This window comes from Actinomycetota bacterium (genome assembly GCA_040754375.1).
In the GTDB taxonomy this organism is placed as follows: Bacteria; Actinomycetota; Acidimicrobiia; order Acidimicrobiales; family AC-14; genus JBFMCT01.
In genome coordinates this window covers 1-21,133 of the sequence record JBFMCT010000005.1, presented here as the reverse complement: position 1 = coordinate 21,133, position 21,133 = coordinate 1, and the positions used below count along the sequence as shown (strand labels likewise).

The following is a 21,133-nucleotide window of genomic DNA, read 5'->3' as shown; positions in this document are numbered from 1 at the left end:
ACGATGCGGAACCGGTAGATACTGAGCACAGCTAGATGCGAACTAGCTCTACCGTTCGTGAACTTATTGCCAGATTTCTCTGGAAATGCGAGACTTTGGGAGCCGATGAGGCGGATCAGGCGTAGGCACCTGCGCTTCGCCCGGCCATCGGCAGACCAAACCAACCAAGCAAAAGAGGTGGGAATGAACCTCCGTAAGAAGGTATCGGTCGTCTTTGGCGCCGCTGCCGCAGCCACCGTCATCGCTGGTGCTTCGGCCTTCGCCTGCACCAACCTGGCGACCCTCAACCTGTCCAGCTCCGCGGGCAAGGCCGGCGACACGGTCACCGTCACCGGTTCGTCGTTCAACGTGAACAGCCAGAACGTTGCCAACTCGTTCCCGGTCGTCCTGAAGTGGAACGGTGTCGACGGCGCGACGCTCGCCCAGGTCCAGCCTGACCGTGCCGGCAACATCTCGGCCACGTTCACCGTGCCCGACGGCCAGCCCGGCTACTACGTCATCGTGGCCACCCAGCAGAACGCCCAGGGCGCCGACGTCTACGGCACCCCGGCTCGCGCCAGCTACCAGATCCTCGGCCCCAACGGTCAGTCGGTCGTTACCCCGGCCGCCACCACCGCGGGCGCTCTTGGCTCTGAGAGCAGCTCCTCGGGCATCATCGCCCTGACCGTCGGCCTCGGTGCCCTTGGTCTGGCCCTGTTCGGCGCTGGCTTCATCGCCTTCGTCCGCCAGGCCCGCCGGGCCCCCGCGGCTGCGGCAGTGCGCAAGTAGTCACCGGTAACACCCGGTAGCTCCGGCTACCGGCAGCAGTACCCAAACAAGAGGCCCGGTGTCCCCTGAGGGGCACCGGGCCTCTTCCATTCCACGCTGGGCGGCTGGGCCGTGCACCCCACCGGGGTTGTCGGCCGCCTGAGGAGGGCTTGGACACCCGCCTCCTAGGGCGGCCGCTTGAAGGCCAGGCCCCGCTTGGCCAACTCAGCGGCCAGGGCTCGAACCGCCTTGGGGCCGACACCGTGGATCGCCAGCACCTCGTCCTCGGTCAGATCGGCAAGCTGCTCCACGGTGGTGATGCCAAGGTGAACGAGGGCGGCGTTGGCCGGCCGCCCGACCGCTGGTGGGAACTCGGCCGAAAACGACTCCGCGGCAAGCTTGCGCGTGCTCACAGCGCATCTTCGCGCCGGACTGGGCGGTTGCGGGCACACGGCAATGGCACCACGCGAAGAACGCCGGTGGGCCTGAGCCCACCGGCGTCCCGGTAATCGACGATGTTGCTCGCCCGCCGGCGGTGATCAGACCTCGGGGTTGGTGGAGGACGTGAGCGGGGCCGCGCCCGCACCTGCGCCCGCCGGGGCCCGGCCCATGATCGTGGCCGTGGGCTCCACCGGGGCCACGGCTTTGACCTGGTCGAGAAGCTGGTCGAGGGGCGGGCCTTCGAGGCTCTCGATCTCCATCAGGGTCTGGGCCACCTTGTCGAGCATGGTGCGGTTGGCCTGGAGAGCTTCCTTGGCCCGGTCGTGTGCGAAACCCAAGATGGCCTGCACCTCGGCGTCGAGGGCGGACGCGGTGCGTTCGGAGTAACCGATCCCCCACTCGCCGTGGTAGCCGGGCATGAAAGGCTTGACGATATAAGCCCCGAGCTTCTCGCTCATCCCGAAGTCGCTGACCATACGGCGGGCCAGTGAAGCGGCCCCTTCGAGGTCGGCCTGTGCCCCCGAGGAGACATCGCCGGTCACCAGTTCCTCGGCCGCCCGCCCGCCCAGCATGGCCGCGATCCGGTCGATGAGCTGGGTGCGGGTCACGGCCGCCTGGTCGCCCTCGGGTACCAGCCAGGTGAAACCGCCGGCGTGGCCCCGGGCCACGATCGACAGCTTGCCGACCTTGTCGGCCCCGGGCAGGGCGGTCGAAGCCACGGCGTGGCCGGCCTCGTGGTAGGAGATGCGGTGGCGGTCCTGGGGGGAGAGGATGCGGCTGCGCTTCTCCGGCCCGGCCACGACGCGCTCGATGGCCTCGAACAGGTGGCGGCTCTCGACCTGGGAGTGGCCCCGCCGAGCAGCCAGCAGGGCGCCCTCGTTCACCACGTTGGCCAGGTCGGCACCGGTGAACCCGACGGTGCGCTTGGCTACCGATGCCAAGTCGACGTCCTCGGCCATGGGCTTGCCCCGGGCGTGGATCTTGAGGACCGCTTCACGGCCTCGCACGTCGGGCCGGTCGATACCCACCCGGCGGTCGAAGCGGCCGGGCCGCAGCAGGGCCGAGTCCAAGATGTCGGGCCGGTTGGTGGCGGCCAGCACGACCACCCCACTCCCGCTCTCGAACCCGTCCATCTCGACCAGAAGCTGGTTGAGGGTGGCCTCCCGCTCGTCCTGGCCGCCCATGGCCACGGCAGTACGGCCCCGGCCGACGGCGTCGAGCTCGTCGATGAAGCAGATGCAGGGGGCGGCCTCTTTGGCCACCGCGAAGAAGTCACGGATACGGGCGGCGCCGACGCCGACGAAGATCTCGACGAAGTCCGAACCGCTCATGGAGAAGAAGGGCACGTTGGCCTCGCCGGCCAGGGCCCGGGCCAGCAGCGTCTTGCCGCAGCCCGGGGGGCCGGTGAGCAGGATGCCCTTGGGGACCGAGGCCCCCATGGCCAGGAACTTGTCCGGGCTGCCCAGGTAGTCGCGCACCTCGGCCAGTTCCTCGATGGCCTCGTCGACGCCGGCTACGTCCGCGAAGGTGATCTTCGACTCGCCGGTGGCCACCCGCCGAGCCCGGGATTTGCCGAAGGCGAAGGCGTCGCCCATCCCCCCTCGACCGAACAGGAGGAACAGGATGAGCAGACCGTTCACCACGATCAGCGCGGGCAGGATCATCGACGCCGGGACGACGAGGTTCTTGAGGGGCTGCTGCTGGATCTTGTAGGCCACGCCCGCGTCCTCGAGGGCCGAGGTCATCCGGCTGAAGATCGTCTCCCGGCCGGCGGCCACCGCCACCCAGTAGTCACCCCGGTCGTACTGGCCGACGATGCGGTTGTCGGACTCGAGCACGGTGGCCGTCTGGATGCGACCCTGGCGCAGGAGGGTGATGTACTGGTCGATGCGCAGCTCACGGCCATCGGTGCGGGGGCTCGACCACCACAGCAGCACGATGTAGAAGGTCACGAGGACCGGCAGCGAGATGATGCACAGCACGAGACCGCGCTTGCGCATCTGCATCTTGCGGTCCTGCTCGTCCGACGGCGAGGGCGGCTTGTCGTCACCCTTCGGGCGCTTGGGCTTGGCGTCGGGCTTGGGCGGGCGCCGGCGGGTACTGGCCATGAACGTGGCCTCCTTGAGTTCAGCAGCGATCAGAAGAGGCTCATGCGAGCCCCGAGTGACCGGCCAGATGTGGCCGCCTGCCGGACAGGCATCAGTGTACTGCGGCGCGGGCCGCCAAGGTAGAGATCAGGGCTGGTAGCGGTCGGCGCAGCCCTGGGCCAGCGGGTTCTGGCCCGGGAAGGCGGCGTCGCCCGCCACCACCAGCACGGTCCCGTCACCGAGGACGACGGCCGCGTGCTCGCTACGCGGGCACTCCATGTCACCCGCCGACCGCCACTCGGCGGTGTTGGGGTCGTAGACCTCGCCCGTGCGCAGCGAGCGCCGCTGGCCCCGCTGGGCCGACTCACCGCCGGCCACCAGCACCCGGCCGTCGGCCAAGAGGGTGGCGGTGTGGCCGGTCCGGCCCAGGTTGAGGGGCCCGACCCGGGTCCAGGTGCCCGACCGGGAGTCGAACAGCTCGGCCGAGTTCAACGAGATGTCGGCGTTGGTCCCGCCCGCCCCGCCCATGATCAGCACCGACGAGTTGTCGGTGAGCAGGACGGCGGCGTGGTTGGTGCGGGCCTCGCCCAGGTCGCTGGAGCTGACGAACCCGTCAGCCGCGGGATCGTAGAGCTCGGTGGACGAAAGCGCCACGAAGCGACCGCTGGAGTCGGGGCCTTGCCCACCGGCGATCAGGACCTTGCCGTCGGGCAGAGCGGTGGCCGTGTGCTCGAACCGGGCCGAGCGCATGGAGGTGGTGGCCGTCCACGAACCGGTGCGGGGGTCGAAGAGCTCGGCCGACGAGTCGGGGGCCACCGTCTGGCCCCCGGTGGCGCCCGCCGCGCCCCGGGACGTCCCCCCCGCGACCAGGACCCGGCCGTCGGCCAGCAAGGTGAGGCTGTGCCCGATGCGGCCCAGGGGCATGGGCGCGGTCAGCGACCACGCTCCGGTAGCGGGATCGTAGATCTCGGCCTCGGCCGACGGCTCCCCGTCGACGTCGCGCCCGCCGGTAATGAGGACCCGGCCATCGGCCAGGATGGTGGCCGCGTGGCCCCGGCGGGCCTCGTTGAGCGGGCCGGTGGCCTGCCACTGGCCCGCCATCGGGTCGAAGAGCTCGGCTTCGCGGATGGGGATGGCGCCCACGCCGCCACCGGCGACCAACACCCGGCCGTCGTTGAGGACCACCGCCGAAGCCGTACCCCGGATGGTGGCCAGGGCCGGAGCTTGGCGCCAGGTGCCCACCGGGGGCTGAGGGGGGGCCGCCTGCTCGCCGCCGTCGTCGCGTGAGGTCAGCACCACGATCAGGGCCACGGCCAGCACAGCCCCGGCGATGCCCAGGTAGAGCGGCCGCTTCGACGGCCGCATCATGGCGAGAGCCTTCTCGTTGATGGCCGCCGGGGTGGCGTCGTCTTCGCACTTGAGCCCGACTTCGGTCCGGACCCAGCACTTCGGGCAGATCGGCTTACCGCAGTCCACGCACGTCAGGCGCGTGAGCTCGCCGTGGCGCTCGCATTTCAGCGCCTGTGTCGCCATGTCAGCCCTTTCCGCGGCGCTGCGCGCCCCTCATCACTTCGACGTGGCCACCTGGCCGTGCAGTCTAGACCGGATGGGCCGGGGACGGGAGCCCGACCTGGTCAAAGTCCGGGGTGGCGGACGTGGCCCGGCCGGGGCACCTTTCGCCCGAGGGCGAACTCACCCTTGGCTACCGGCTCGGCCGCGTCCAGAGCGGCCTGGGGCACGTTGATGGCGTAGCGGGTGCGGGCCCGGCGCAAGCGCAGGCCGTCCCAGTGGCCGAACTCGTTCTCGGGCAGCCACTCGTTGCTCCAGAACCCGGGCCACTTCTTCTCCAGGTCGCGGCAGTTGGGCGACGTGAGCAGGCGGTTGACTCCCTCGCGGTCGCGCCACACGCTCAACAGGTAGACGTCGCCCGGCCGGCTGATGCCGACCACGGCCCGCAGCATGGCGTCGTCGGCCTCGCACTCCTGGCGAAGGGCCCGCAGGTCGAGCAGGGCCTGGGGCGTCTTGAGTGGGTCGGTGTGGATGTGGACGATGGCCCCACCCGCCCCGCCCACCTCGGCCCGGCGGCGCCGGGCGAACACGGTCGTGTCGTAGTTGACAGTGCCGTCGGCCCCCATGGCCTGCTTGAGCTTGGGGAGGTGCTCGAGGGCCTTCTCCAGCAGCACGTCGCGCTTGGCCCCGCCCCCGTTGGACGAGCCGTTGGCGAACATGGCCTCTTCCTGGGCCATGTGCATGCCCTTCCACATGCCCCGCTCGTCTGGCCCTGGCCGCCACCGCATCAGCCAGAACGACCGGAGCCACTTCGAGAAGAGCCACATGATCTCGTCGTGGGCACCCGAGCGCATGAACTCCTGCATGTCGTGGCGGGTCTTCCAGACCGAGATCGTCCAGAACTCGCTGGGCCCGGCCACGATGCTGGCCCAGCGCACTACCTGGGTGTCGCGCCGGAGCTGGCGCCTGATCCGCAGGGAGGCGATCATCATCTGCGGGAAGAACCACGGGCCCCGCAGCTTCGAACGGGTCGTGACGGCGAACAGGTCTTCGGAGTCGGTCACAACCCTTTGATTCTACCTGGATGGTGAGCCGACTAGGCGGTCGAGGGTGACCAGGTCGAGGACCCCGGCGCACTCGCTGGCCACCCGGTCGGCCAGCACGGCGGCCGGCTGGCCGGGCTCGCCGAAACCGTCGAGCACGAGGGCGGCAGCCGCTAGGTCGTGGTAGCGGGTGTAATCGTTGGCCACCACGGCCGTGACCAACCCGGCGGCCACTGCAGCCGACAGCCCTTCGTGGGAGTCCTCCACGGCCACCGTCGTCGCCGGGCTCGTACCCAGCTTGGCCACAGCCGCCTCGAACGCCTCGGGGTCGGGCTTGCGGGCGGCCACCTCGTCGCCGCAGACGATCACGTCGAAGGCCACCCCCGGGAGCAGATGGTCGAGCAGGCGGGCCACCCAGCCCCGGCTGCCGGTGGTGGCCACGGCCAGCTTGGTACCGGCCGACGCCAACTCGTCGAGCAGCCGACGGGCCCCGGGCCTCACCCCGACCTTTCCCTCCTCGACCAGCGAGGACATGATCTCGGTCTTGCGGGCGTGGAGGGCGGGCACCAGCGTGGCCCTCTCGCCGTCGGGCACGCCCCTGGAGACCAGGTAACGGTCGATCCGGGGCTGGCCCCCAGTGGTGCGCAGCAGCCCCCCGTACTCCTCCACCCCCCACTCATAGGGCAGACCGAACTCCGCGAACGCCAGGTTGAAGGCGACCCGGTGGCCGTCGCGCTCGCTGTCGACGAGGGTGCCGTCGACGTCGAAGACGACCGCCTCGAGGGCCGTCACTCGTAGTAGGAGGACGGCTCGCCGCCCGCGAAGGGCAACTCGTCCTCACCGCCGGCTGCTGCCTGGCGCAGGTCGGCGAACGCAGTGTCGATGTCGGCCCCCCACAGGTCCCACGTGGTGTAACGGAGGCCGACGAGCTGGACCCCCACCGATGGCCCGAACAAGGTCTCCTCGTCGAACAGCGACAATCCCTCGGCCTCGAACACCGATTCCACCACTTGCTTGGCCGAGGCCAGGTCAGAGGGCATCTCGTGGTTGACCAGAAAGCTCCGGGGGCCGGTGCGCAACGCCACGGCCATGTCCCGGCCCGCAAGCAGCACAGGCCCCTCGACGTGGAGCAGTTCGGAGTAGGGCGCCAGCTCGTTGCGAGTGAAAGCGCGTACTACGTCCTCGTTGCTCCCGAGGGGCCCGTGCGGCTCGATCAGGGGCGGGAGCAGCCAGTCTCCCACCCTGGTCAGATCAGCGGGACAGCTTCTCGGCCTCGACAGCCGCTGCCTGCAGGTTCTGGCAGATGTCGTCGAGGTTGCCGTTGATGCGGTCGACGGCTGGGCCGATGACCGCGCACATCGTCTCCACGGCCCGCACACCGAAGGTGACCTTGGCCAGCGTGGCCGAGATCCGGCGGAGCTGGTTGCCGATGACGGTGAGGTAGATAGCCAGGACGATCACCAAGGCGGCGATCTCGACCAGGCTCAGGATTAGCTGGGTCACCGGCGACCTCCTGCCGCGTACTGCATGAGCTGAGCGTGCTTGCGAACCTCGTCGCGGAGCTCGCCGGTGAGCACACCGGCCTGGTTGAGCATCCAGGTCGTCGAGGTGTTCTGGGCGACCCGGGTAGCGGTCTCCCAGACCTCACGCACGTTGCGGTCGATGTCGCTGACGAACGTGTGGAGCAGGAACAGGAGCAGGATGACAGCCCCGATGACCACGGCACCAAGGCCGAGCGTGATCCACCAGAACTGCACGTGCTCCGACGCAACGTTGACGGCTGCGAGCACTACTGACCACCTCCCAACAGAGCACGCGCCTCCTGGGCGCTTCGGGTGATCGAACGCACGCCACCGTTGATCTTGTCAACGTCCCACAACGGGAGCGTGTTGATCCGAGCTTCGTCCAGCGCCGACGTGATCTGGTCGGCCTGGATGCCGATCCTGCGCGCGAGCGACAGGATGATGGCTACCAGGACGACGACGATCGTAATGACGACAGCTGCAATGACATAGCCCACGTACCAACCCGTGAGCGCGACACCTAGCATGCGATCCCCTTCGGTCGAATCTGCGCCAGAATAGACACCTAACACCTAGCTGGTCAACGGACTGTCCTTCGCTGCCACCCCATTCTTCCTCAAGCTCCGGCCCTACCGGGGCGCGACCCGATCCCGCGGCCGGCGCAACCTCGGCAGGTGAACCCGAATGAGTGACGAACTCGACCGCCCCCCTGCGGGTCCGCCCAGCCCGGCGGCACCGCGCGACGGCGGCGACCAGCGGCGTCCCGGGGAGGACGACGAGGTCGTACAGCCGGCGGGTGAGGCCGCCGCTTCCGGGGCCCCGGCCCCACCCGGGGCGTCCGGCCTCCAGGATGCAGCCGATGGGAGCGAACCCGGGGCGGGGGACGGCCCACGCCCGGCCGTGCCTGGGACGCCGGTACAAGGCGCTCTTGGTGATGGCGGCCGAGGGCCGGGCGATGGTCCGTCGACGGCGGGGGACGGCCCCGTGCCCGCCCCTGCCCCGACCAACGACGGGGCCGGGCCCCGAACCGATCCAGACCGCCAGGCCCCGGTCACCACAGACAGCCCCGCCACTGCGGCGGCTGGGGCGGGCGCAGGCCCGCCGGAGAGCCGGACGACGGCCGACGAAGACAGCCCGCCGGGGGTGGCCAGCCCAGCTACCCCAGCGGCGCCGGCCCCTCCCTTGGGAGCTGGTGCAGGGCCCACGACGGCCCCGGGTGACGGGTCGGGCGGGGTCGCCACGGATGGGGGGGGTGCCGGCACCGCCGGTACGCTCGAGGAACGGCCCGCTCCGGGTGCCCCCGTTGCCGGCGAGGCCGGGGACGAGCAGCGGCCCGCTGGCCCCGCGCCTGAGGGCACTCCGGCGGCGGCGGCCCCCGGTACGACTGCACCAGCCACACCAGAGGCGGCCCCAGCTGCACCAGCCACACCACCGGCGGCCCCAGCCGCACCAGCGGCACCAGCGGGAGGGGGGGGCGGCCAGGAAGCCGGCTTCGGGCTCGGGGGGGCCCCGGCTGACGCCGGTGAGCAGGAGTGGTCGGGCGACGACTACGGGCACGGCGACGGGAGCTGGGACGGCGGCGGGCCCGAGACGGCGGCGGCAGGCAACGGTGCCGGGGACCGGGGGGCCGCCGTAGGCCGCCGCCGGGCCGCGCCCGGAGAGCCGGCCGACGACTACCGCACGGCCGCAGACCTGGCGGCCGCGGCTGCCGCCAAGACCCGCAAGCAGGTCGTGCTGATGTCGGTGCTGACCGCAGTGGTGGTCGTGATCGGCATCGTGGCCTTCGTGATCAGCCGCGACGCGGCCGACACCGGCAACCAGGCGGGTGGCCCTGTCGGCACCACCCCGACCACCATCCGCACCGGGCCGACGATCCCCGAGGACCAGATGCAGAGCGTCCACGACCCGCTCACCGGGTTCACCATCAAGGTGCCCCGGAGCTGGCAGTCGTTCGAGACCCCAGTGGCCGACATCCGCCTGGTGATGGCCGCCGACGAGAACGACGGGCTCAGCATCCGCGTGATCCCCATCCAGACGCCGGCGACTGTGGACAACATCGCCAACTTCAAGGCCGTCACGGACACGATCGTGTTCGGCAACGAGCGCGCCCGGCTCATCCAGGAGCAGCTCGTGCGCCTCAACGGCCACCTGACCTACCACTACGTCTACACGTTCACCGATGAGGGCACCGGCCAGGAGGGCGTGCACGCCCACTACTTCGTGTTCGAGGGCAACCGCATGTTCTCGATCGTGTTCCAGACCATCCCCTCCCAAGACTTCCCCCGCTGGGCCGCGGTCTTCGACCAGGTGGCCGAGAGCTTCACGGTCGGCACCCCCACGGTGACCACCACCACCCCCCCCACCACCGTTCCTTAGAGACGGTCCGGGCCCGACGGCGGCGGGGACCGTCGGCGGACGACGGCAACGCCGCCGCACTGGGGCGTCGTCCACCTCGGCCAGGGGCGCAGGGCTACCCACCGTTGCGACCCCGCGCGCGAGCCGCCGCACGGCGGGCCAGGGGGTGGGGGGCGCAGGGCTACCAGGGCGTAGGTCCCGTTGCGACCCTCGGGCATCGAGGGGCCCCGAGTGTTCGCCGCCTGGACCCTTCCCAGCCGACCGGGACCACGGTCCCCGCGCCGGTTCCGGGACGCGGAGAAGGGGCGGTGGCCGAAGCCACCACCCCTTCTCGCCGCTACGTGCTCGGTACTTAGGTCTCGCTCAGATCAGAACACGTTGCAGCCGGGCGGAGCCGGCGGCAGGACCCCAGGCAGGATCTGGCCGATCAGGTCGAGAGCCGTGCCCACCGTGCCCAGGAGGCCACCGCTGGGGCTGGCCACGGCACAGTTGATGGAGTTGACGTGAGTGTGGATGTTGTCGCCCCCGTGGCCCTCGAGGCCGCCGCCCCCGACGAACCCGAGCACCAGCTCCAGGTCCTTGCTGATGCCGGGGACGGAGTCGCCGTTGAGGGCGGGGACCAACGAGTAGGTCTGACCGTTGGCCAGGGTGACGCTCCCGTCGATGACACCCGCCGGCCCCGCCTGGCGGTTGATGAGATCGACCCCACCGGTCATGTTGCTGTCGCTGCCGTCACCGTTGATCGTGCGCACGACCGGGAGCAGCGACGCCACCGTGGCGTTGATGCCCTTGACCGAGGCGTTGATCTCGTTGGCGTTGGCCAAGATGGCCGACACCGTGTTGTCGATGGACCCGGCGGTGTCGATGATGGCCTGAGCCTGCCCCGACAGCGGGGTGGCCGCCACCAGGATCTGCTCGGCCGTCTGGCCGATGCTGTTGAGCTTCTGGGTCTCGTCGAGACGGCTGACGTTGGACCCCGGGCCGACCTCGGTGACGATCACCCGCACCCGGTCGTCGATCTGCTTGGCCGCCAGCGTGGTGCGGCTCAGCATGATGACGGCGTAGAGGGCGAAGGCGATGACGAGCACGAGGTTGAGCCCGACGATCCCCGCCTCACCGGCCCGGGAGCCGGCCCGGCGGAGCCGCTCGCCAACCCCCCGGCTAGGGGTGAAGGAGGGCACAGGAGCTCCCTGTGATCGACGTCACCAGCGGGGCGTTGCAGGCGCTGTTGAGGTGACCGTTGACCGAGACCAGCCCGGCCAGGATGTTGGCCGCGTCGGCTTCGGCGGTGGTCAGGTTCTCGGTGGTGCAGTACTCACCGCACGAGCCTCCCCCGCCGGCGATGCCCTGGCGGGGCGAGTCCTGACCGTTCACCGCGGCCACCCGGCGGTGGATGTTCTGCACACCCAGGCCGTCGGCGGGGTCGTCGGCGTCGATCAGCAGGTCACGCACGCTGTTGACCTGGCCAAGGACGGTCACCAGCACCGAGGAGGTGTCCTTGAGGGACCCGTCGGTGGCCGTGAGCTTGTCGTTGATCGAGGTCAGGGCGGCGATGATCTGGTCGGCCTGGCCCGGGATGGGCTTGAGGGCGGGGTCGATGGCGGCCAGCGCCCCGTTGATGCGGTCGACCTGCGCGGGCAGGGTCTGGGTGTTGCCCCCGGCGCCAGTGACGGCCCGGTCGGCGGTGGCCAGGTTGCCGTTGATGGAGGCCAGGGTGTTGGTGATGATGATCAGGTAGACCACCACGACCAGCACCACGACGGTGAGCAGGATGACCCACACCCGCAGCCACCGGCTGAGGAACGTGGCCTGGTCGTCGCCCTGGCGGACCCGGGGCGCACTGCGCAGCTCGCCGCGCTGCCCCATTGTCATTGTCATTGTCTTCTCAGCCCCCTTACGGCACGCAGGCCGTGTTGGCGGTGGACGAAAGCAGGCCCCTGTCCAGGCAAGAGGCGAAGTTGTTGGCGTTGTCGGCCTGCAACAGGATGTTGGCGGTGTCGCTCTTGATCTGGGCGGCCAACGCCAACGTGGTGTTGAGGTTGGTGTTGATCTGGGCGACGCCGTCGTTGATCGAGCGGGCCGAGCCCAAGATCGTGGCCGCCGAGCCGTTGATCCCCTTGGCCGTGCCGTTGATGGTGCCCGCCGTGCCGTTGATCGAGGTGGCCAGCCCGTCGATGGACTGCGCCAGGCGGACCACCTCGTTGAGCTGTCCCTCGAGCGGCTCTGCCGTGTTGAGGATGGACGCGGCCAACTCGTTGGTCGTCCCCAGCTTGAGCACTGCCGCAGTGGCCGTGTTGATGCCATCTGCGGTGTTCGCGATCGTTCCGGCCTTGTCGTTGATGCTGTCAGCCGTCCAAGCCGTGCGATAGAGCAGTACGACTGCTATCGCAACGACTACGACGACGATGACCAGCGAAAACGTGGCCTGGCCAGCTTGTGATCTGGCCGACCTCCACCGCTGCATGTTCTCTCCCCCCTGAAGTGGTTGGGCCCGACGACGGGAGCGACTGGTAGAGCGACGAAGGGTGCGTCTGTGGCTGACCCGTACCTCTAGCACGTTTCGGCGGGCACTCTATTGCATGGTCTGAGCCGTAGCAACAGTGAGAGGGCACGCATTTCTCGCCGAGGCGTTCCAGACGGCCCGAGCGGGGCCCTGGGCAGGGACGCGCAACGACCCATGGCCTCCCACGAGGGGCAGCCATGGGTCGTCAACACCTCGCAGAGGGGCTGCGAGGTCGCGAAGTGGGCCCTCCGCTAGGAGGCGGCGCCGACCTCGCCCCGCTCGCGGGCCTCTTCGATCTCCTCGGCCTGCTCGACCAGCCCGGAGAGAGCCTCGTCGATGGTCTGGACGTCGCGGACGATGTCGCGCACGACCGGTCCGATGGGCTGGACCTGCAGGGCGATAGCCCGCACGCCCACCAGCACCGTACCGACGGTGAAGCTGACGTCCCGCAGCATCCAAGCCACGACGATCAGGTAGAGGGCGATGGTCGCTACCGCGACCGCAAGCCCGACGAACAGAAGGATGGACTCAATTCCCACGGGTTCCTCCAGGTTCTGGAATGCTCAACCGGCGGAGGCGGGCCCAACCGGGTGACAGATCGGACAGCCACCCCGTCGGGGCGGCCGGGATGGCGGGCGGGCGCTGGCCCAGGCTCACGAGATGACGCGCTGCAGGGCGGAGCCGTAGCGCATCGTCGCTTCGCGGGCCTTGCTGGTCAGCTCGCGGGTGCGGGCCAGCTTCGGGACGGCGTCGAGGGTGCCGGTGAGACCGACGCCGTGCTCGAGGATGTCGTGGGCGTAGGCCCGGATCTCCAGCACGGGGCGGTACACCTTGTTAAGGAAGTACACCACTGTCGGCGCCACCACCAGGATGAGCAGCAAGTCGCCGATCAGCCACCAGACGTTGATAGCGGCAATCACCAGGTCGTCCTCCGTTCACGCCACAGGTGCCGGGCGTCGGCGCCCATTGTATGTCACGAACCTATAGAGCGGAAGTCTGGATGTGAAGATCCCGCGACTACTTCGGAGCGCGCGCGTTCCAACTCTGGCCGTGACGGCCGATCAGCTGCTTACGAGGGCGTCGTCGACGAACGCGACGATGCGGCGCACGGCGTCGCGCACCGGGTCTCCCTGGCCTTCGGCCATGATCTGGCCCGAACGGTCGGCCTCGGCCACGTCCTCGTTCTCGGGGACGATGCCGGCCAAGGGCACGTTGTACTCGGCGCAGACCTCGCGGAAGAACTCCTCGTCGCCCTCGCGGGCCTTGTTGCCCACGCCGTAGACCCGCTTGAGACCCAGCTCCTCGGCCAGCACGATCGTGCGGCCGGCCGTCAGGATCGACTTGCGGCTCGGTTCCATGACGACCAGGAGCACGTCGGCGTAGGCCAGGGTCCCCCCCGACCGGCTCAGGTGCTCGAGGCCGGCCTCCATGTCGACGAGGGTCACGTCGGCCTCTTGGTCGATGGCTGCACCCAGGATGCTGCGCACGGCAGCGTGGCTACCGCACGTTCAGCCGGCCCCCGCCTGGGTGATCCGCATGGCATGGATGAGCATCACGTTGGCCGGGGTCATCACCCCGTACTCCCCGATCAGCTCCGACGGGGTCATGGCCCCGTCGCCACCGCCGACGATCATTCGCCTCGGCAGCACCGGCACGGCGTCGGTCTGGTTGAGGTCGAGCCCCAGGCTGATGGCCAGGTTGGGGTTCGAATCGGTGTCGATGGCCAGTACGCGCTTGCCCTGCTCGGCGTAGACCTGCGAGATCAGCGCCGAGATCGTGGTCTTGCCCACGCCGCCCTTGCCGACTACCCCGAGCTTCATGGCCTCTCCTTTTCGACTCGGTCATCTTCGCACAGCCGGGGTCGGACAGGGGGCGGTCCGTCGGCGTTTGCGGGCGGTAGGAGGCGGGCAGACCCCAACAGACCACAGAGAGTGATGAGAGGAGCCGCCATGTCCGACCCCGTGGCCGAGAACCCGGTGCTCGACGAGGACGACATGCCCCGCCGGCCCGACTTCGTCGAGCCCGTCAAGCCCATGGGCGACGAGCTCGAGCGCCGGATGGACGAGATCGAGGACCAGGACCTGACCGGTGAGGGCCGCCAGCAGCCCCGCCCCTACGCCCTTCCCGGCGAGGACGAAGGACCTCTCGGGGAGGGCGGACAGCTCCGCGGCCCCGATGCCGGGGGCGGCGGGTCGTCCTGACGGCCCCTGACGGCTCGCTACAGCCGGTTGACCGCGCTGCGGGCCAAGGTGACGGCTGCCTGGTTGCGCACCTGAAGAGTCTGGGTGGTGACGACCTGCACGATCAGCAGGCGGTCGCCCTTTAGTGTGTAGGCCGCGTCGTTGACCACGAAGGCCCGGTCGCCGACGCCCTCCACCTCGCGGGCGCCGAAAAGCTGGCGGGAGCGGTCGAACTGGTCGGTACCTCCGGCGGGGCTCAGCACCAGGGCCACGAACTGGCCGGTGCCCGTCAGGGTCCACCGGCAGGACTCGCTGGTGGAGGCCCGGGTACCCGTGCCGGGCCGACTGGCCAAGCTGGTGGCGGCCTGAACCTCGGCGGCCGTCAGGAAGCCGCAGACACCGGCCCCCTGAGCGATCTCGACGTTGGTGACAGGTACCGTCGGCGGGAAACGGGTGGTGGTCGGTCCCACTTGGCCGTCGTCGCTCTTGTTGTCGCTGCAGGCGGTGAGTACGGCGATAGCGGTGAGCACAACCGCGGCGGGCATTGCCCGGGTTCGCACCTCTTAGTTCTCCTTGTCGCGGTGGGCCCCGCCAGGGTCGGAGGCGGAGCCTACCGCTGGCGGGCCTCGACCACATCGAGGGACATCAACTGGTTGACCCCGATCCGCTCGACCATGCCGCTCAGGGACTCGATCTCCAGCCGTCCGCCCCGGTCGACCCGCTTGGCCACGCCCCGGGTCTCGCCCTTGGGCCGCAGCCGGACCTTCATCCGCTTGTCGAGCATGGCGCACCGTTCCCCATAGGCCGTGGCCACCCGGGCCGGGCCTTCGGACAGCTGCTCGGCCACCCGGTCGACAGCGTGGACCACCGCTTCGGTGAGGGCGTCGCGCTTCTCGGGGGTGTCGACCTCCAGGCGCATCAGGTCGAAGCGGATCGTGATCACCGCCGACTTCACCTGGCCGGGGCCCAGCTGGACCTCGGACTTCACCGCGCCCACCGGGTCGCCTGTCTCCTGCTCGATGATCCCGTCGGGCCACCACGTGGCCAGCTTCATACCCGTGGCCGCCTCGGCCCCCTCGGTCCCCGCCAGGGCGGCCACCATCCACGTGGCGTCGGACTCCTCGGGAGAGACCGACGGGCGCAGGACGATGGCCAGCGCCAGCGTGTCCGAGGGCGGGGACTGCCAGAGCGAGCCGTGCAGGCCCCGGGGGTTGATCTCGTGCTCGACGATCACCGCCGCTCCGTGGGGCGCGGCCTCCTGGTTGGCCCACGCCTGGGCCATGACCTCGCACGAGACGGCCACCGGGAAGACCCGCATGGGACGCCCGAAGCGCTCGATGGTGTCGGGCCCGACGTGGATGGGCTCCCGGGGACGGGCCGGCGCCGGCGCCTCGTCGCTCTCAGGCTCGCTGGCCCCGGCCTCGGCCTCGCCCGCGTCGGCCTCGCCGGGATCAGGCTCGCTGGCCCCGGCGCCCTTTTGCGGCGCGGCCTCGGCCGCGGGATCGTCGGTCGTTCCGGACTGGCCGTCGGGGTCGTTCACTCCGACACTCTCGCGCGTTACTTGCTGGTGAGGGGGATCAGGCGCTCCACCTTCCAGGTGCCGGCGTCGGGCACGAGGTAGAGGGTCCCGATGGGCAGAGTGCCCCCCAGCAGCTTGTGGAGGGGAACGAGCATGCGCACCGCCGCCCGGGGCGCTTCGGCCGCGGTCTCGTCGACCTCGTAGGTCACGCTGTCGAGGTCGTTGCCAGCCAGTTCGGACCGCAGGCCGTTGACGAGATCGGTCAGGAACTCGCTGGTCTCGGCCGGGCTGGCGTCGTCCGCGGCCAGCCGAGCGGCCAGGCCCTCGTCCATCCCCCGCTTGGTGGCCACGTCGAGGACCTCGGTGCGCCCGTCGGTCCCGATCAGCTCCCATACCTTGTGGTGCTCACCCCACACGACGGCCTCGATGAAGTCCTCGGCCGCGGCCAGGGCCCCCTCGAAGTCGACCGGTTCGGCCTCCGCGGCGTGGCCGTTGCCACCGTTCGACGGCTGGACGGGGGGTGTGCCCATGAGGTCGCCCGTGAAGTCGAAGTCCCCACTGAACTCGCTCATGGGCACGCCCCTTTCAGGGGCGGTCCCATGATTGCTGGCTGGGAGCTGCGCGCCTGCGCTGCGCTCCGGTGCTCGCTCATGGGCACGCCTGCGCTGCGCTCCGGTGCTCGCTCATGGGCGCTCCCATCCGATGCTTTCGAGGTAGTCGCGGACCAGGACCCGCTGAGGGCCGCCCAGTGCCTCACCGATGGCATGGTCGAGAGCGGTGTCGGCCTCGATCCGGAGCTCGTCGTCGGCGATCTCCCGGTGGGCCTTGTGGCGAGCTGTGAGGGCGACCTCCAGCCGTTCGTTGGGCAACTCGATCGTGATGCTCAGCTCGTCCTCCATGATGGCCCGGGCCTTCTTTCCGCCCAGCAGGGCCATGGCCAGATCGAGCTCTATGAGGAACTGGCTGCGCTGGGGCTCGGAGAGCGCCATCAGGTGGAAGACCCGCTCACGCAGCAGGGCGATGCGCTCGTCCGCCTTGACCTGGGCCAGGAGGTTGACGAAGTGGTCGACTCGGGTCATGGCCGGGAACTCGACCTTGAGGTCGTTCTCAGTGCGCTCCAGGCTGGCGTAGGCCTGGCGCCAGGCGTCCCCGTGCACCCGGGTGTCGAGCATGCTGACCGTGTCCTCGAACGACGCCAGAGCCCGCCGCAGGTTGGCCACCCCACCCAGGCCCACGTAGGCCAGGCCGAGGTTGTGCTTGGCCAGCGAGTACTGGTAGGGCATCGTGCCCCTGGTGAAGACCGTGAGCGACTCCTTGAAAGCGGCCACCGCCTCCTGGAGCAGGCGCTCGCGCTCGTCGGCCAGCTGGGAGGCCAGGGCGCTGAGGGCCACCCCCAGGCTGTGCTGGACGAGGGCGAAGTGGTACGGGGCCTCGTCGATGTCGACGTCGCCCAACGCCTCGGCGTAGTCCGAAAGGGCCGCTTCCAGCCCCTCGGCCGAGCCCTGGGCGGCGTGGGCCTGGCCCCGGTTGTGAAGGGTGGCCACCTTGCCCCGCCGCCCCTCGGCCGTACCCGTGTCGAACAGCCCGACCGCTCGTTCGAAGGCCTCCACCGCCCCGTCGAAGTCGCCTTGCTCGCTGCGGACCAGGCCCAGGTTGTTGAGGGCGGCCGCCAGTTCGGCCTCCCGCCCCGCCTTGCCCTCGAACAGCGTGGCCGCCTTGTCGAACAGCTCGGCCGCCTTCTTGCGGTTGCCCAGGCCCCGGTGGGCCGCGCCGGCGGCGTTGAGCACCCGGGCGTGCTCGACCGGGTCGAAGCGGGGGTCGAAGATGGACCCGGCAGTGTCGAAGTAGGTGAGGGCTCGGCGCAGGCCGTCGGCCTGGGTACCCGTCGACTCGGCGTAGGCCAGGCCCAGCCGGTAGGACAGGGCGGCGTGCTCGTGGGGGCGAGCCCCCTTGGGGGTCCTCGCCAGTTGCTCCTCCAGGGAACGGATGGCGTTTGCCCGGTCTGACATAGCGGCCTGTGCTGACATTACGGTGCCGGCGGCGGGCTGGCCGACGCCGTCTCCTCCTCGCTGCGCAATTCGTCGATGTGGCGGAGTATCTCGCGGATGGCGATGTCGATGGCTCGGGTCACGGGCTCGGACATCGCCCGCCCGGGCGTCTCGGGGTCCTCGGGTTGGCAACCGACCATCATGAGCTTGTCGGGCAACACCCCCAGTGCCTTGCTGAGCATGAAGACCCGTTCGGGGGTGGCCAGGTGCATGTCGGCCAGCATGTCCATGCGCTCCTCGAGCGACAGCAGGTTCACGTCGATCACGTCGGGCAGGATCATCATGACCTGGCCGGGCGGGCGGCCGAGGTCGACGCAGTCGGCCACCACCATGGCGTCGTAGCCCCTCTGCAACTCCTGCACCAGAGCCATCCCCCCGATCCCCGTCTCGACCACCTTGACACCTTTGGGCAGCTTCATGGTGGCCATACGCCGGGCCACCTCCACCCCGAAGGCGTCGTCGGCCCGCAGCACGTTGCCCACCCCCGCCACCAGGATCCTCATCGGCCGGCACCGCCGGGACCGGCCCAGCCGCTCACGCCTTGGTAATGGCGCCGGTGGCCGCCTCGGCCGCCCGCAGGGCGTAGCCCCGCACGACCCAGTAGGTCAGGTAGTCCTCCAGCTCGACCCGGGCCCGGCTGCTGAGGGTGCCGGCGTTGTCGGTGCGGACGTTGACCTCCGAGCCGATGACCTGGTCGAGGACGTCGAACAGCCGGCCCTCGTCGGATATCAAGTGGTCGCCGAGGTCGCTGTCCTCGCTGCGCAGGGCGGCCACGAGCTCGTCGGTGACGGCCACCACCTTCTCGGTGGGCGGCATGGCGTCGTCGGGCGTGGTCGTGAACGCCAGCTCGACGTCGTCCTCCTCGACCTTGCGGACGCAATAGCCCTTGGTGAAGGCCGCATTGGCCCACACCGCGAAGTTGCCGGGCTGGGCCTCGCGCTCTTTGGTCATGGCCTCGTTGAGCAGGCGGCGGGCCAGCTCGGTGAACGGCTCGGACTGGGCCAGCGCCCGGGCCCGGTAGGCCATCTGGTCAGCTTGGAGCAGCCCCTCGCTCACTGAAGCTCGTGCCCCCTGATCTGCAGGAGCTGGACGGGCTGTTCGGCCCCCGCCCCGGCCCCGTGGGAGTGGCCACCGTGGCCGTTGCCCTCCGCGCCGGCCTCGGCCTCGGGGTCGATGACCTCCAAGCGGCGGAAGTTGGGCCAGTGGCGGCGCAGGGCCTCCTCCACACCGCCCGTCAGGGTGGCGTTGGAGCTGGGGCACCCGTCGCACGAACCCAGCATGCGCACGGTGACGACCCCGTCTCGGATCCCTTCGAGGGCGATGGTGCCCCCGTGGGACTCCACGAAGCCCCGCAGCTCCTCGAGGGCGGCCCCGACGGCCTCTTCGGCCTCGGCGATGTCACGCCCGTCGGCGACCTCGCCGAGGTCGTAGATGCCCAAGAAGGGCCCGGCGATCTCGTCCTCGCCCACGTTCTCCAGGAACACCTCGCCCCGCCACGCCCGGATCATCTCCACCAGCCGGCCCAGGCCCTCGCGGTGGAACACGTCGACCCAGTCGAGCAGCTCCTGCACCTGCTCACGGACCTTGTGGTCGGGGTGGCTCAACAGCTCGTCGGCCAGTTCGCCGACGCGGGGCATGATCTCGAGGTAACCGAGCTGCTCGACGTCGCTCACGGCGCCATCACCCCTTCAGCGTTCATACCAAGCTCCTCACGGATCATCGCCAACACCTTGTCGACGGTCTCCTCGACTTCTTCGGAGAAGCCGAGGCCGAAGGATCGGTCTCCCGGCTCCACTTCTATGACAACGGTATCGGGGGGGAAGCCCTTCCCCCACCGGCAGATGGCCAGGATGTGGTCGAGGTCGATGATCCCCCCGATCGACTCGGCCAACCTCTCGGTGATGTCCTCGTCCTCGGGCAGCTCCAAGTCCAGCTTGTAGCGGCGGATGGTGCCTGCGGGGTCCACGTCGCGGGGCATGGCCCCCACCAGGACGACCTTGTGGGGGCGGTACTCCATCAGGCGGTCGAGCACCCGGTGGCCCGAGACCGACAGGTCTTCCACCGACACGCCCTCGGGCCATTGCTCGCCCTCCACCCGCCTGATGAACTGCGTGCCGTAGTCGAGGTCGCGCAGCCACGGCAGCCCGATCCCGGCCACCAGGACGCGCCGCTTCTTACGGGGCTTGGCCGTCGGCTCGGCTGTGGTCTCGGTGTCGGTCATCGGTCCAAAGTAGGCGACGCCCCCGCCATAGCGGGGGCGTCACGAAAGATACATGGCCGCTGGTTGGCGGCCTGACGGCCGCCTACTCGAACGTGCAGCCGCAGGAGTTGACCTCCCGCACGATGACGCCCTTGCCGGTGTCCATGTGGGTGGTGCAGGGCATGCACGGGTTGAGGCTGCGCACGGCCCGGAGAACGTCGATGCCCTTGATCTGGTCCTCGGGGACCGACTCCAGCAGGGGCGTGCCCACCACGCACTCCTCGTAGGGGCCGAGCTGGCCGAACGGGTCGGTCGGGGCCGCGTTGAGGGTGGACGGGGTGGTGATCTGGTAGTTGACCAGCTTGCCCTTGTCCATCTCGATGTGGTGGATCAGGAAACCGCGAGCGGCCTCCCAGAAGCCCACGCCGATGCGGTGGTCCTTGGGGATCTTGAAGGGCGTGTGCACCTTGGTCTCCCCGGCCCGCCAGTACTCGAACGCCTGGAGCAGGCAGTTCATGGCGATGGTGGCCACCAGGGGGATGGCGTAGGCCCGGCCCCGGTTGCGCTCCCAGCAGTTGAGCGTGCGGGGCACGGCCCAGAACAGCTCGGTCTCGGGCAGGGCGTGGCGGGGCAGGAGCATGCGCACCCCGTCGCCCGTCGACTCGAAGAACGGGTTGTCGGGGATCTTCTGGGCCAAGGCGATGCCCCAGATCTCCCCGTAGGCACCCGTCTCGATGACCTTGCGGTCCCAGCGGGGGGCCGTGTCCCAGGTGTAGCGCTCACGGAAGTTGGTGGCCGTGGGCTTGGGGATGGTGGTCTTGTTCCACGGGTGGTAAGGCGACAGGGGGTTGCCCAGGGGGTCGGTCTTGAACTTCTGGGGCCCGGTCTTGGTCCAGTCCTCGTAGAACGAGTGCTCGACGAACTCCTCGTAGCCCATGTTGATGTCGGTCAGGTTGGTGGTGACCAGCTTGCCGTCGA

28 protein-coding genes are annotated in these 21,133 nt (G+C 69.8%); 3 read left to right on the top strand and 25 right to left on the bottom strand.

Annotated features, from left to right (window positions below; all coding sequences use genetic code 11):
• Window positions 1-183 precede the first annotated feature (183 nt).
• Complete coding sequence (locus tag AB1673_03585) at window positions 184-768, top strand: hypothetical protein (protein ID MEW6153060.1); 585 nt, start codon at window positions 184-186, stop codon at window positions 766-768.
• 164 nt (window positions 769-932) lie between these two features.
• Here the strand turns inward: AB1673_03585 and AB1673_03580 are convergent, their stop codons facing one another.
• The 9 genes from AB1673_03580 to AB1673_03540 form a co-directional block, all read right to left on the bottom strand.
• Window positions 933-1,160, bottom strand: a complete 228-nt coding sequence (locus AB1673_03580; GenBank protein MEW6153059.1) for a helix-hairpin-helix domain-containing protein — start codon at window positions 1,158-1,160, stop codon at window positions 933-935.
• A gap of 126 nt (window positions 1,161-1,286) precedes the next feature.
• Window positions 1,287-3,296 (bottom strand): ATP-dependent zinc metalloprotease FtsH, encoded by a 2,010-nt coding sequence (gene ftsH / locus AB1673_03575; GenBank protein MEW6153058.1) that lies wholly within the window; start codon window positions 3,294-3,296, stop codon window positions 1,287-1,289.
• Between the two features lie 126 nt (window positions 3,297-3,422).
• Window positions 3,423-4,808 carry a kelch repeat-containing protein gene (locus AB1673_03570; GenBank protein ID MEW6153057.1) on the bottom strand — a complete coding sequence of 462 codons (1,386 nt, stop codon included), beginning with the start codon at window positions 4,806-4,808 and terminating at the stop codon, window positions 3,423-3,425.
• A gap of 101 nt (window positions 4,809-4,909) precedes the next feature.
• On the bottom strand, window positions 4,910-5,848 hold the full coding sequence (locus AB1673_03565) for a hypothetical protein (protein ID MEW6153056.1): 939 nt from the start codon (window positions 5,846-5,848) through the stop codon (window positions 4,910-4,912).
• A gap of 12 nt (window positions 5,849-5,860) precedes the next feature.
• Window positions 5,861-6,619, bottom strand: coding sequence for an HAD-IA family hydrolase (locus tag AB1673_03560; protein MEW6153055.1), 759 nt, complete (start codon window positions 6,617-6,619; stop codon window positions 5,861-5,863).
• Window positions 6,616-7,068, bottom strand: coding sequence for a hypothetical protein (locus tag AB1673_03555; protein ID MEW6153054.1), 453 nt, complete (start codon window positions 7,066-7,068; stop codon window positions 6,616-6,618). Before AB1673_03555 ends, AB1673_03560 begins: the two co-directional genes overlap by 4 nt.
• Before the next feature lie 10 nt (window positions 7,069-7,078).
• A complete protein-coding gene (locus AB1673_03550) occupies window positions 7,079-7,330 on the bottom strand; it encodes a hypothetical protein (protein ID MEW6153053.1) in 252 nt (83 codons plus the stop codon).
• Window positions 7,327-7,617, bottom strand: a complete 291-nt coding sequence (locus AB1673_03545) for a hypothetical protein (protein MEW6153052.1) — start codon at window positions 7,615-7,617, stop codon at window positions 7,327-7,329. The genes AB1673_03550 and AB1673_03545 overlap by 4 nt, the downstream gene beginning before the upstream one ends.
• Window positions 7,617-7,877, bottom strand: a complete 261-nt coding sequence (locus AB1673_03540) for a hypothetical protein (GenBank protein ID MEW6153051.1) — start codon at window positions 7,875-7,877, stop codon at window positions 7,617-7,619. The genes AB1673_03545 and AB1673_03540 overlap by 1 nt, the downstream gene beginning before the upstream one ends.
• A gap of 457 nt (window positions 7,878-8,334) precedes the next feature.
• On the opposite strand from AB1673_03540, the gene AB1673_03535 reads away from it, so the two are divergent.
• Entirely contained in the window at window positions 8,335-9,726 is a 1,392-nt protein-coding gene (locus tag AB1673_03535) for a hypothetical protein (GenBank protein ID MEW6153050.1), read from the top strand.
• 347 nt (window positions 9,727-10,073) lie between these two features.
• Here AB1673_03535 and AB1673_03530 read toward each other — a convergent pair whose 3' ends face one another.
• The 7 genes from AB1673_03530 to AB1673_03500 all read right to left on the bottom strand — a co-directional run bounded on the left by AB1673_03530 (window position 10,074) and on the right by AB1673_03500 (window position 14,028).
• On the bottom strand, window positions 10,074-10,886 hold the full coding sequence (locus tag AB1673_03530) for a hypothetical protein (GenBank protein MEW6153049.1): 813 nt from the start codon (window positions 10,884-10,886) through the stop codon (window positions 10,074-10,076).
• Entirely contained in the window at window positions 10,867-11,571 is a 705-nt protein-coding gene (locus AB1673_03525) for a hypothetical protein (protein MEW6153048.1), read from the bottom strand. Before AB1673_03525 ends, AB1673_03530 begins: the two co-directional genes overlap by 20 nt.
• Before the next feature lie 28 nt (window positions 11,572-11,599).
• Complete coding sequence (locus AB1673_03520; protein MEW6153047.1) at window positions 11,600-12,169, bottom strand: hypothetical protein; 570 nt, start codon at window positions 12,167-12,169, stop codon at window positions 11,600-11,602.
• A gap of 290 nt (window positions 12,170-12,459) precedes the next feature.
• On the bottom strand, window positions 12,460-12,747 hold the full coding sequence (locus tag AB1673_03515) for a hypothetical protein (protein MEW6153046.1): 288 nt from the start codon (window positions 12,745-12,747) through the stop codon (window positions 12,460-12,462).
• Window positions 12,748-12,861: 114 nt separating this feature from the next.
• A complete protein-coding gene (locus tag AB1673_03510; GenBank protein ID MEW6153045.1) occupies window positions 12,862-13,128 on the bottom strand; it encodes a hypothetical protein in 267 nt (88 codons plus the stop codon).
• 141 nt (window positions 13,129-13,269) lie between these two features.
• On the bottom strand, window positions 13,270-13,695 hold the full coding sequence (locus tag AB1673_03505) for a hypothetical protein (protein ID MEW6153044.1): 426 nt from the start codon (window positions 13,693-13,695) through the stop codon (window positions 13,270-13,272).
• A gap of 21 nt (window positions 13,696-13,716) precedes the next feature.
• A complete protein-coding gene (locus AB1673_03500; protein ID MEW6153043.1) occupies window positions 13,717-14,028 on the bottom strand; it encodes an AAA family ATPase in 312 nt (103 codons plus the stop codon).
• A gap of 129 nt (window positions 14,029-14,157) precedes the next feature.
• Between AB1673_03500 and AB1673_03495 the strand changes: the two genes are divergently transcribed.
• Window positions 14,158-14,409: a hypothetical protein gene (locus tag AB1673_03495; GenBank protein MEW6153042.1), complete on the top strand. Its 252-nt coding sequence runs from the start codon at window positions 14,158-14,160 to the stop codon at window positions 14,407-14,409.
• A 17-nt stretch (window positions 14,410-14,426) separates the two neighbouring features.
• Here AB1673_03495 and AB1673_03490 read toward each other — a convergent pair whose 3' ends face one another.
• From AB1673_03490 to AB1673_03450, 9 genes are all read right to left on the bottom strand, one after another.
• Window positions 14,427-14,948, bottom strand: a complete 522-nt coding sequence (locus AB1673_03490) for a hypothetical protein (protein ID MEW6153041.1) — start codon at window positions 14,946-14,948, stop codon at window positions 14,427-14,429.
• A 50-nt stretch (window positions 14,949-14,998) separates the two neighbouring features.
• Window positions 14,999-15,928 carry a hypothetical protein gene (locus AB1673_03485; GenBank protein ID MEW6153040.1) on the bottom strand — a complete coding sequence of 310 codons (930 nt, stop codon included), beginning with the start codon at window positions 15,926-15,928 and terminating at the stop codon, window positions 14,999-15,001.
• A gap of 17 nt (window positions 15,929-15,945) precedes the next feature.
• A complete protein-coding gene (locus AB1673_03480) occupies window positions 15,946-16,479 on the bottom strand; it encodes a hypothetical protein (GenBank protein ID MEW6153039.1) in 534 nt (177 codons plus the stop codon).
• A 111-nt stretch (window positions 16,480-16,590) separates the two neighbouring features.
• Window positions 16,591-17,916, bottom strand: coding sequence for a tetratricopeptide repeat protein (locus tag AB1673_03475; protein MEW6153038.1), 1,326 nt, complete (start codon window positions 17,914-17,916; stop codon window positions 16,591-16,593).
• 17 nt (window positions 17,917-17,933) lie between these two features.
• Window positions 17,934-18,458 (bottom strand): hydrogenase maturation protease, encoded by a 525-nt coding sequence (locus tag AB1673_03470; protein ID MEW6153037.1) that lies wholly within the window; start codon window positions 18,456-18,458, stop codon window positions 17,934-17,936.
• 31 nt (window positions 18,459-18,489) lie between these two features.
• Window positions 18,490-19,011, bottom strand: coding sequence for a hypothetical protein (locus AB1673_03465; protein ID MEW6153036.1), 522 nt, complete (start codon window positions 19,009-19,011; stop codon window positions 18,490-18,492).
• Entirely contained in the window at window positions 19,008-19,628 is a 621-nt protein-coding gene (locus AB1673_03460) for a NifU family protein (protein MEW6153035.1), read from the bottom strand. Before AB1673_03460 ends, AB1673_03465 begins: the two co-directional genes overlap by 4 nt.
• Complete coding sequence (locus AB1673_03455) at window positions 19,625-20,176, bottom strand: hydrogenase maturation protease (GenBank protein ID MEW6153034.1); 552 nt, start codon at window positions 20,174-20,176, stop codon at window positions 19,625-19,627. The genes AB1673_03460 and AB1673_03455 overlap by 4 nt, the downstream gene beginning before the upstream one ends.
• An 82-nt stretch (window positions 20,177-20,258) precedes the next feature.
• Window positions 20,259-21,133 (bottom strand): nickel-dependent hydrogenase large subunit (locus tag AB1673_03450; GenBank protein MEW6153033.1); only part of this gene is annotated, 875 nt, incomplete at its 5' end.

Coding starts and splice junctions, on each gene's coding strand:
- AB1673_03585 (MEW6153060.1), top strand. CDS start 184: ATGAACCTCCGTAAGAAGGTATCGGTCGTCTTTGGCGCCGCTGCCGCA.
- ftsH (MEW6153058.1), bottom strand. CDS start 3,296: ATGGCCAGTACCCGCCGGCGCCCGCCCAAGCCCGACGCCAAGCCCAAG.
- AB1673_03570 (MEW6153057.1), bottom strand. CDS start 4,808: ATGGCGACACAGGCGCTGAAATGCGAGCGCCACGGCGAGCTCACGCGC.
- AB1673_03540 (MEW6153051.1), bottom strand. CDS start 7,877: ATGCTAGGTGTCGCGCTCACGGGTTGGTACGTGGGCTATGTCATTGCA.
- AB1673_03525 (MEW6153048.1), bottom strand. CDS start 11,571: ATGGGGCAGCGCGGCGAGCTGCGCAGTGCGCCCCGGGTCCGCCAGGGC.
- AB1673_03520 (MEW6153047.1), bottom strand. CDS start 12,169: ATGCAGCGGTGGAGGTCGGCCAGATCACAAGCTGGCCAGGCCACGTTT.
- AB1673_03500 (MEW6153043.1), bottom strand. CDS start 14,028: ATGAAGCTCGGGGTAGTCGGCAAGGGCGGCGTGGGCAAGACCACGATC.
- AB1673_03495 (MEW6153042.1), top strand. CDS start 14,158: ATGTCCGACCCCGTGGCCGAGAACCCGGTGCTCGACGAGGACGACATG.
- AB1673_03480 (MEW6153039.1), bottom strand. CDS start 16,479: ATGAGCGAGTTCAGTGGGGACTTCGACTTCACGGGCGACCTCATGGGC.
- AB1673_03475 (MEW6153038.1), bottom strand. CDS start 17,916: ATGTCAGACCGGGCAAACGCCATCCGTTCCCTGGAGGAGCAACTGGCG.
- AB1673_03470 (MEW6153037.1), bottom strand. CDS start 18,458: ATGAGGATCCTGGTGGCGGGGGTGGGCAACGTGCTGCGGGCCGACGAC.
- AB1673_03455 (MEW6153034.1), bottom strand. CDS start 20,176: ATGACCGACACCGAGACCACAGCCGAGCCGACGGCCAAGCCCCGTAAG.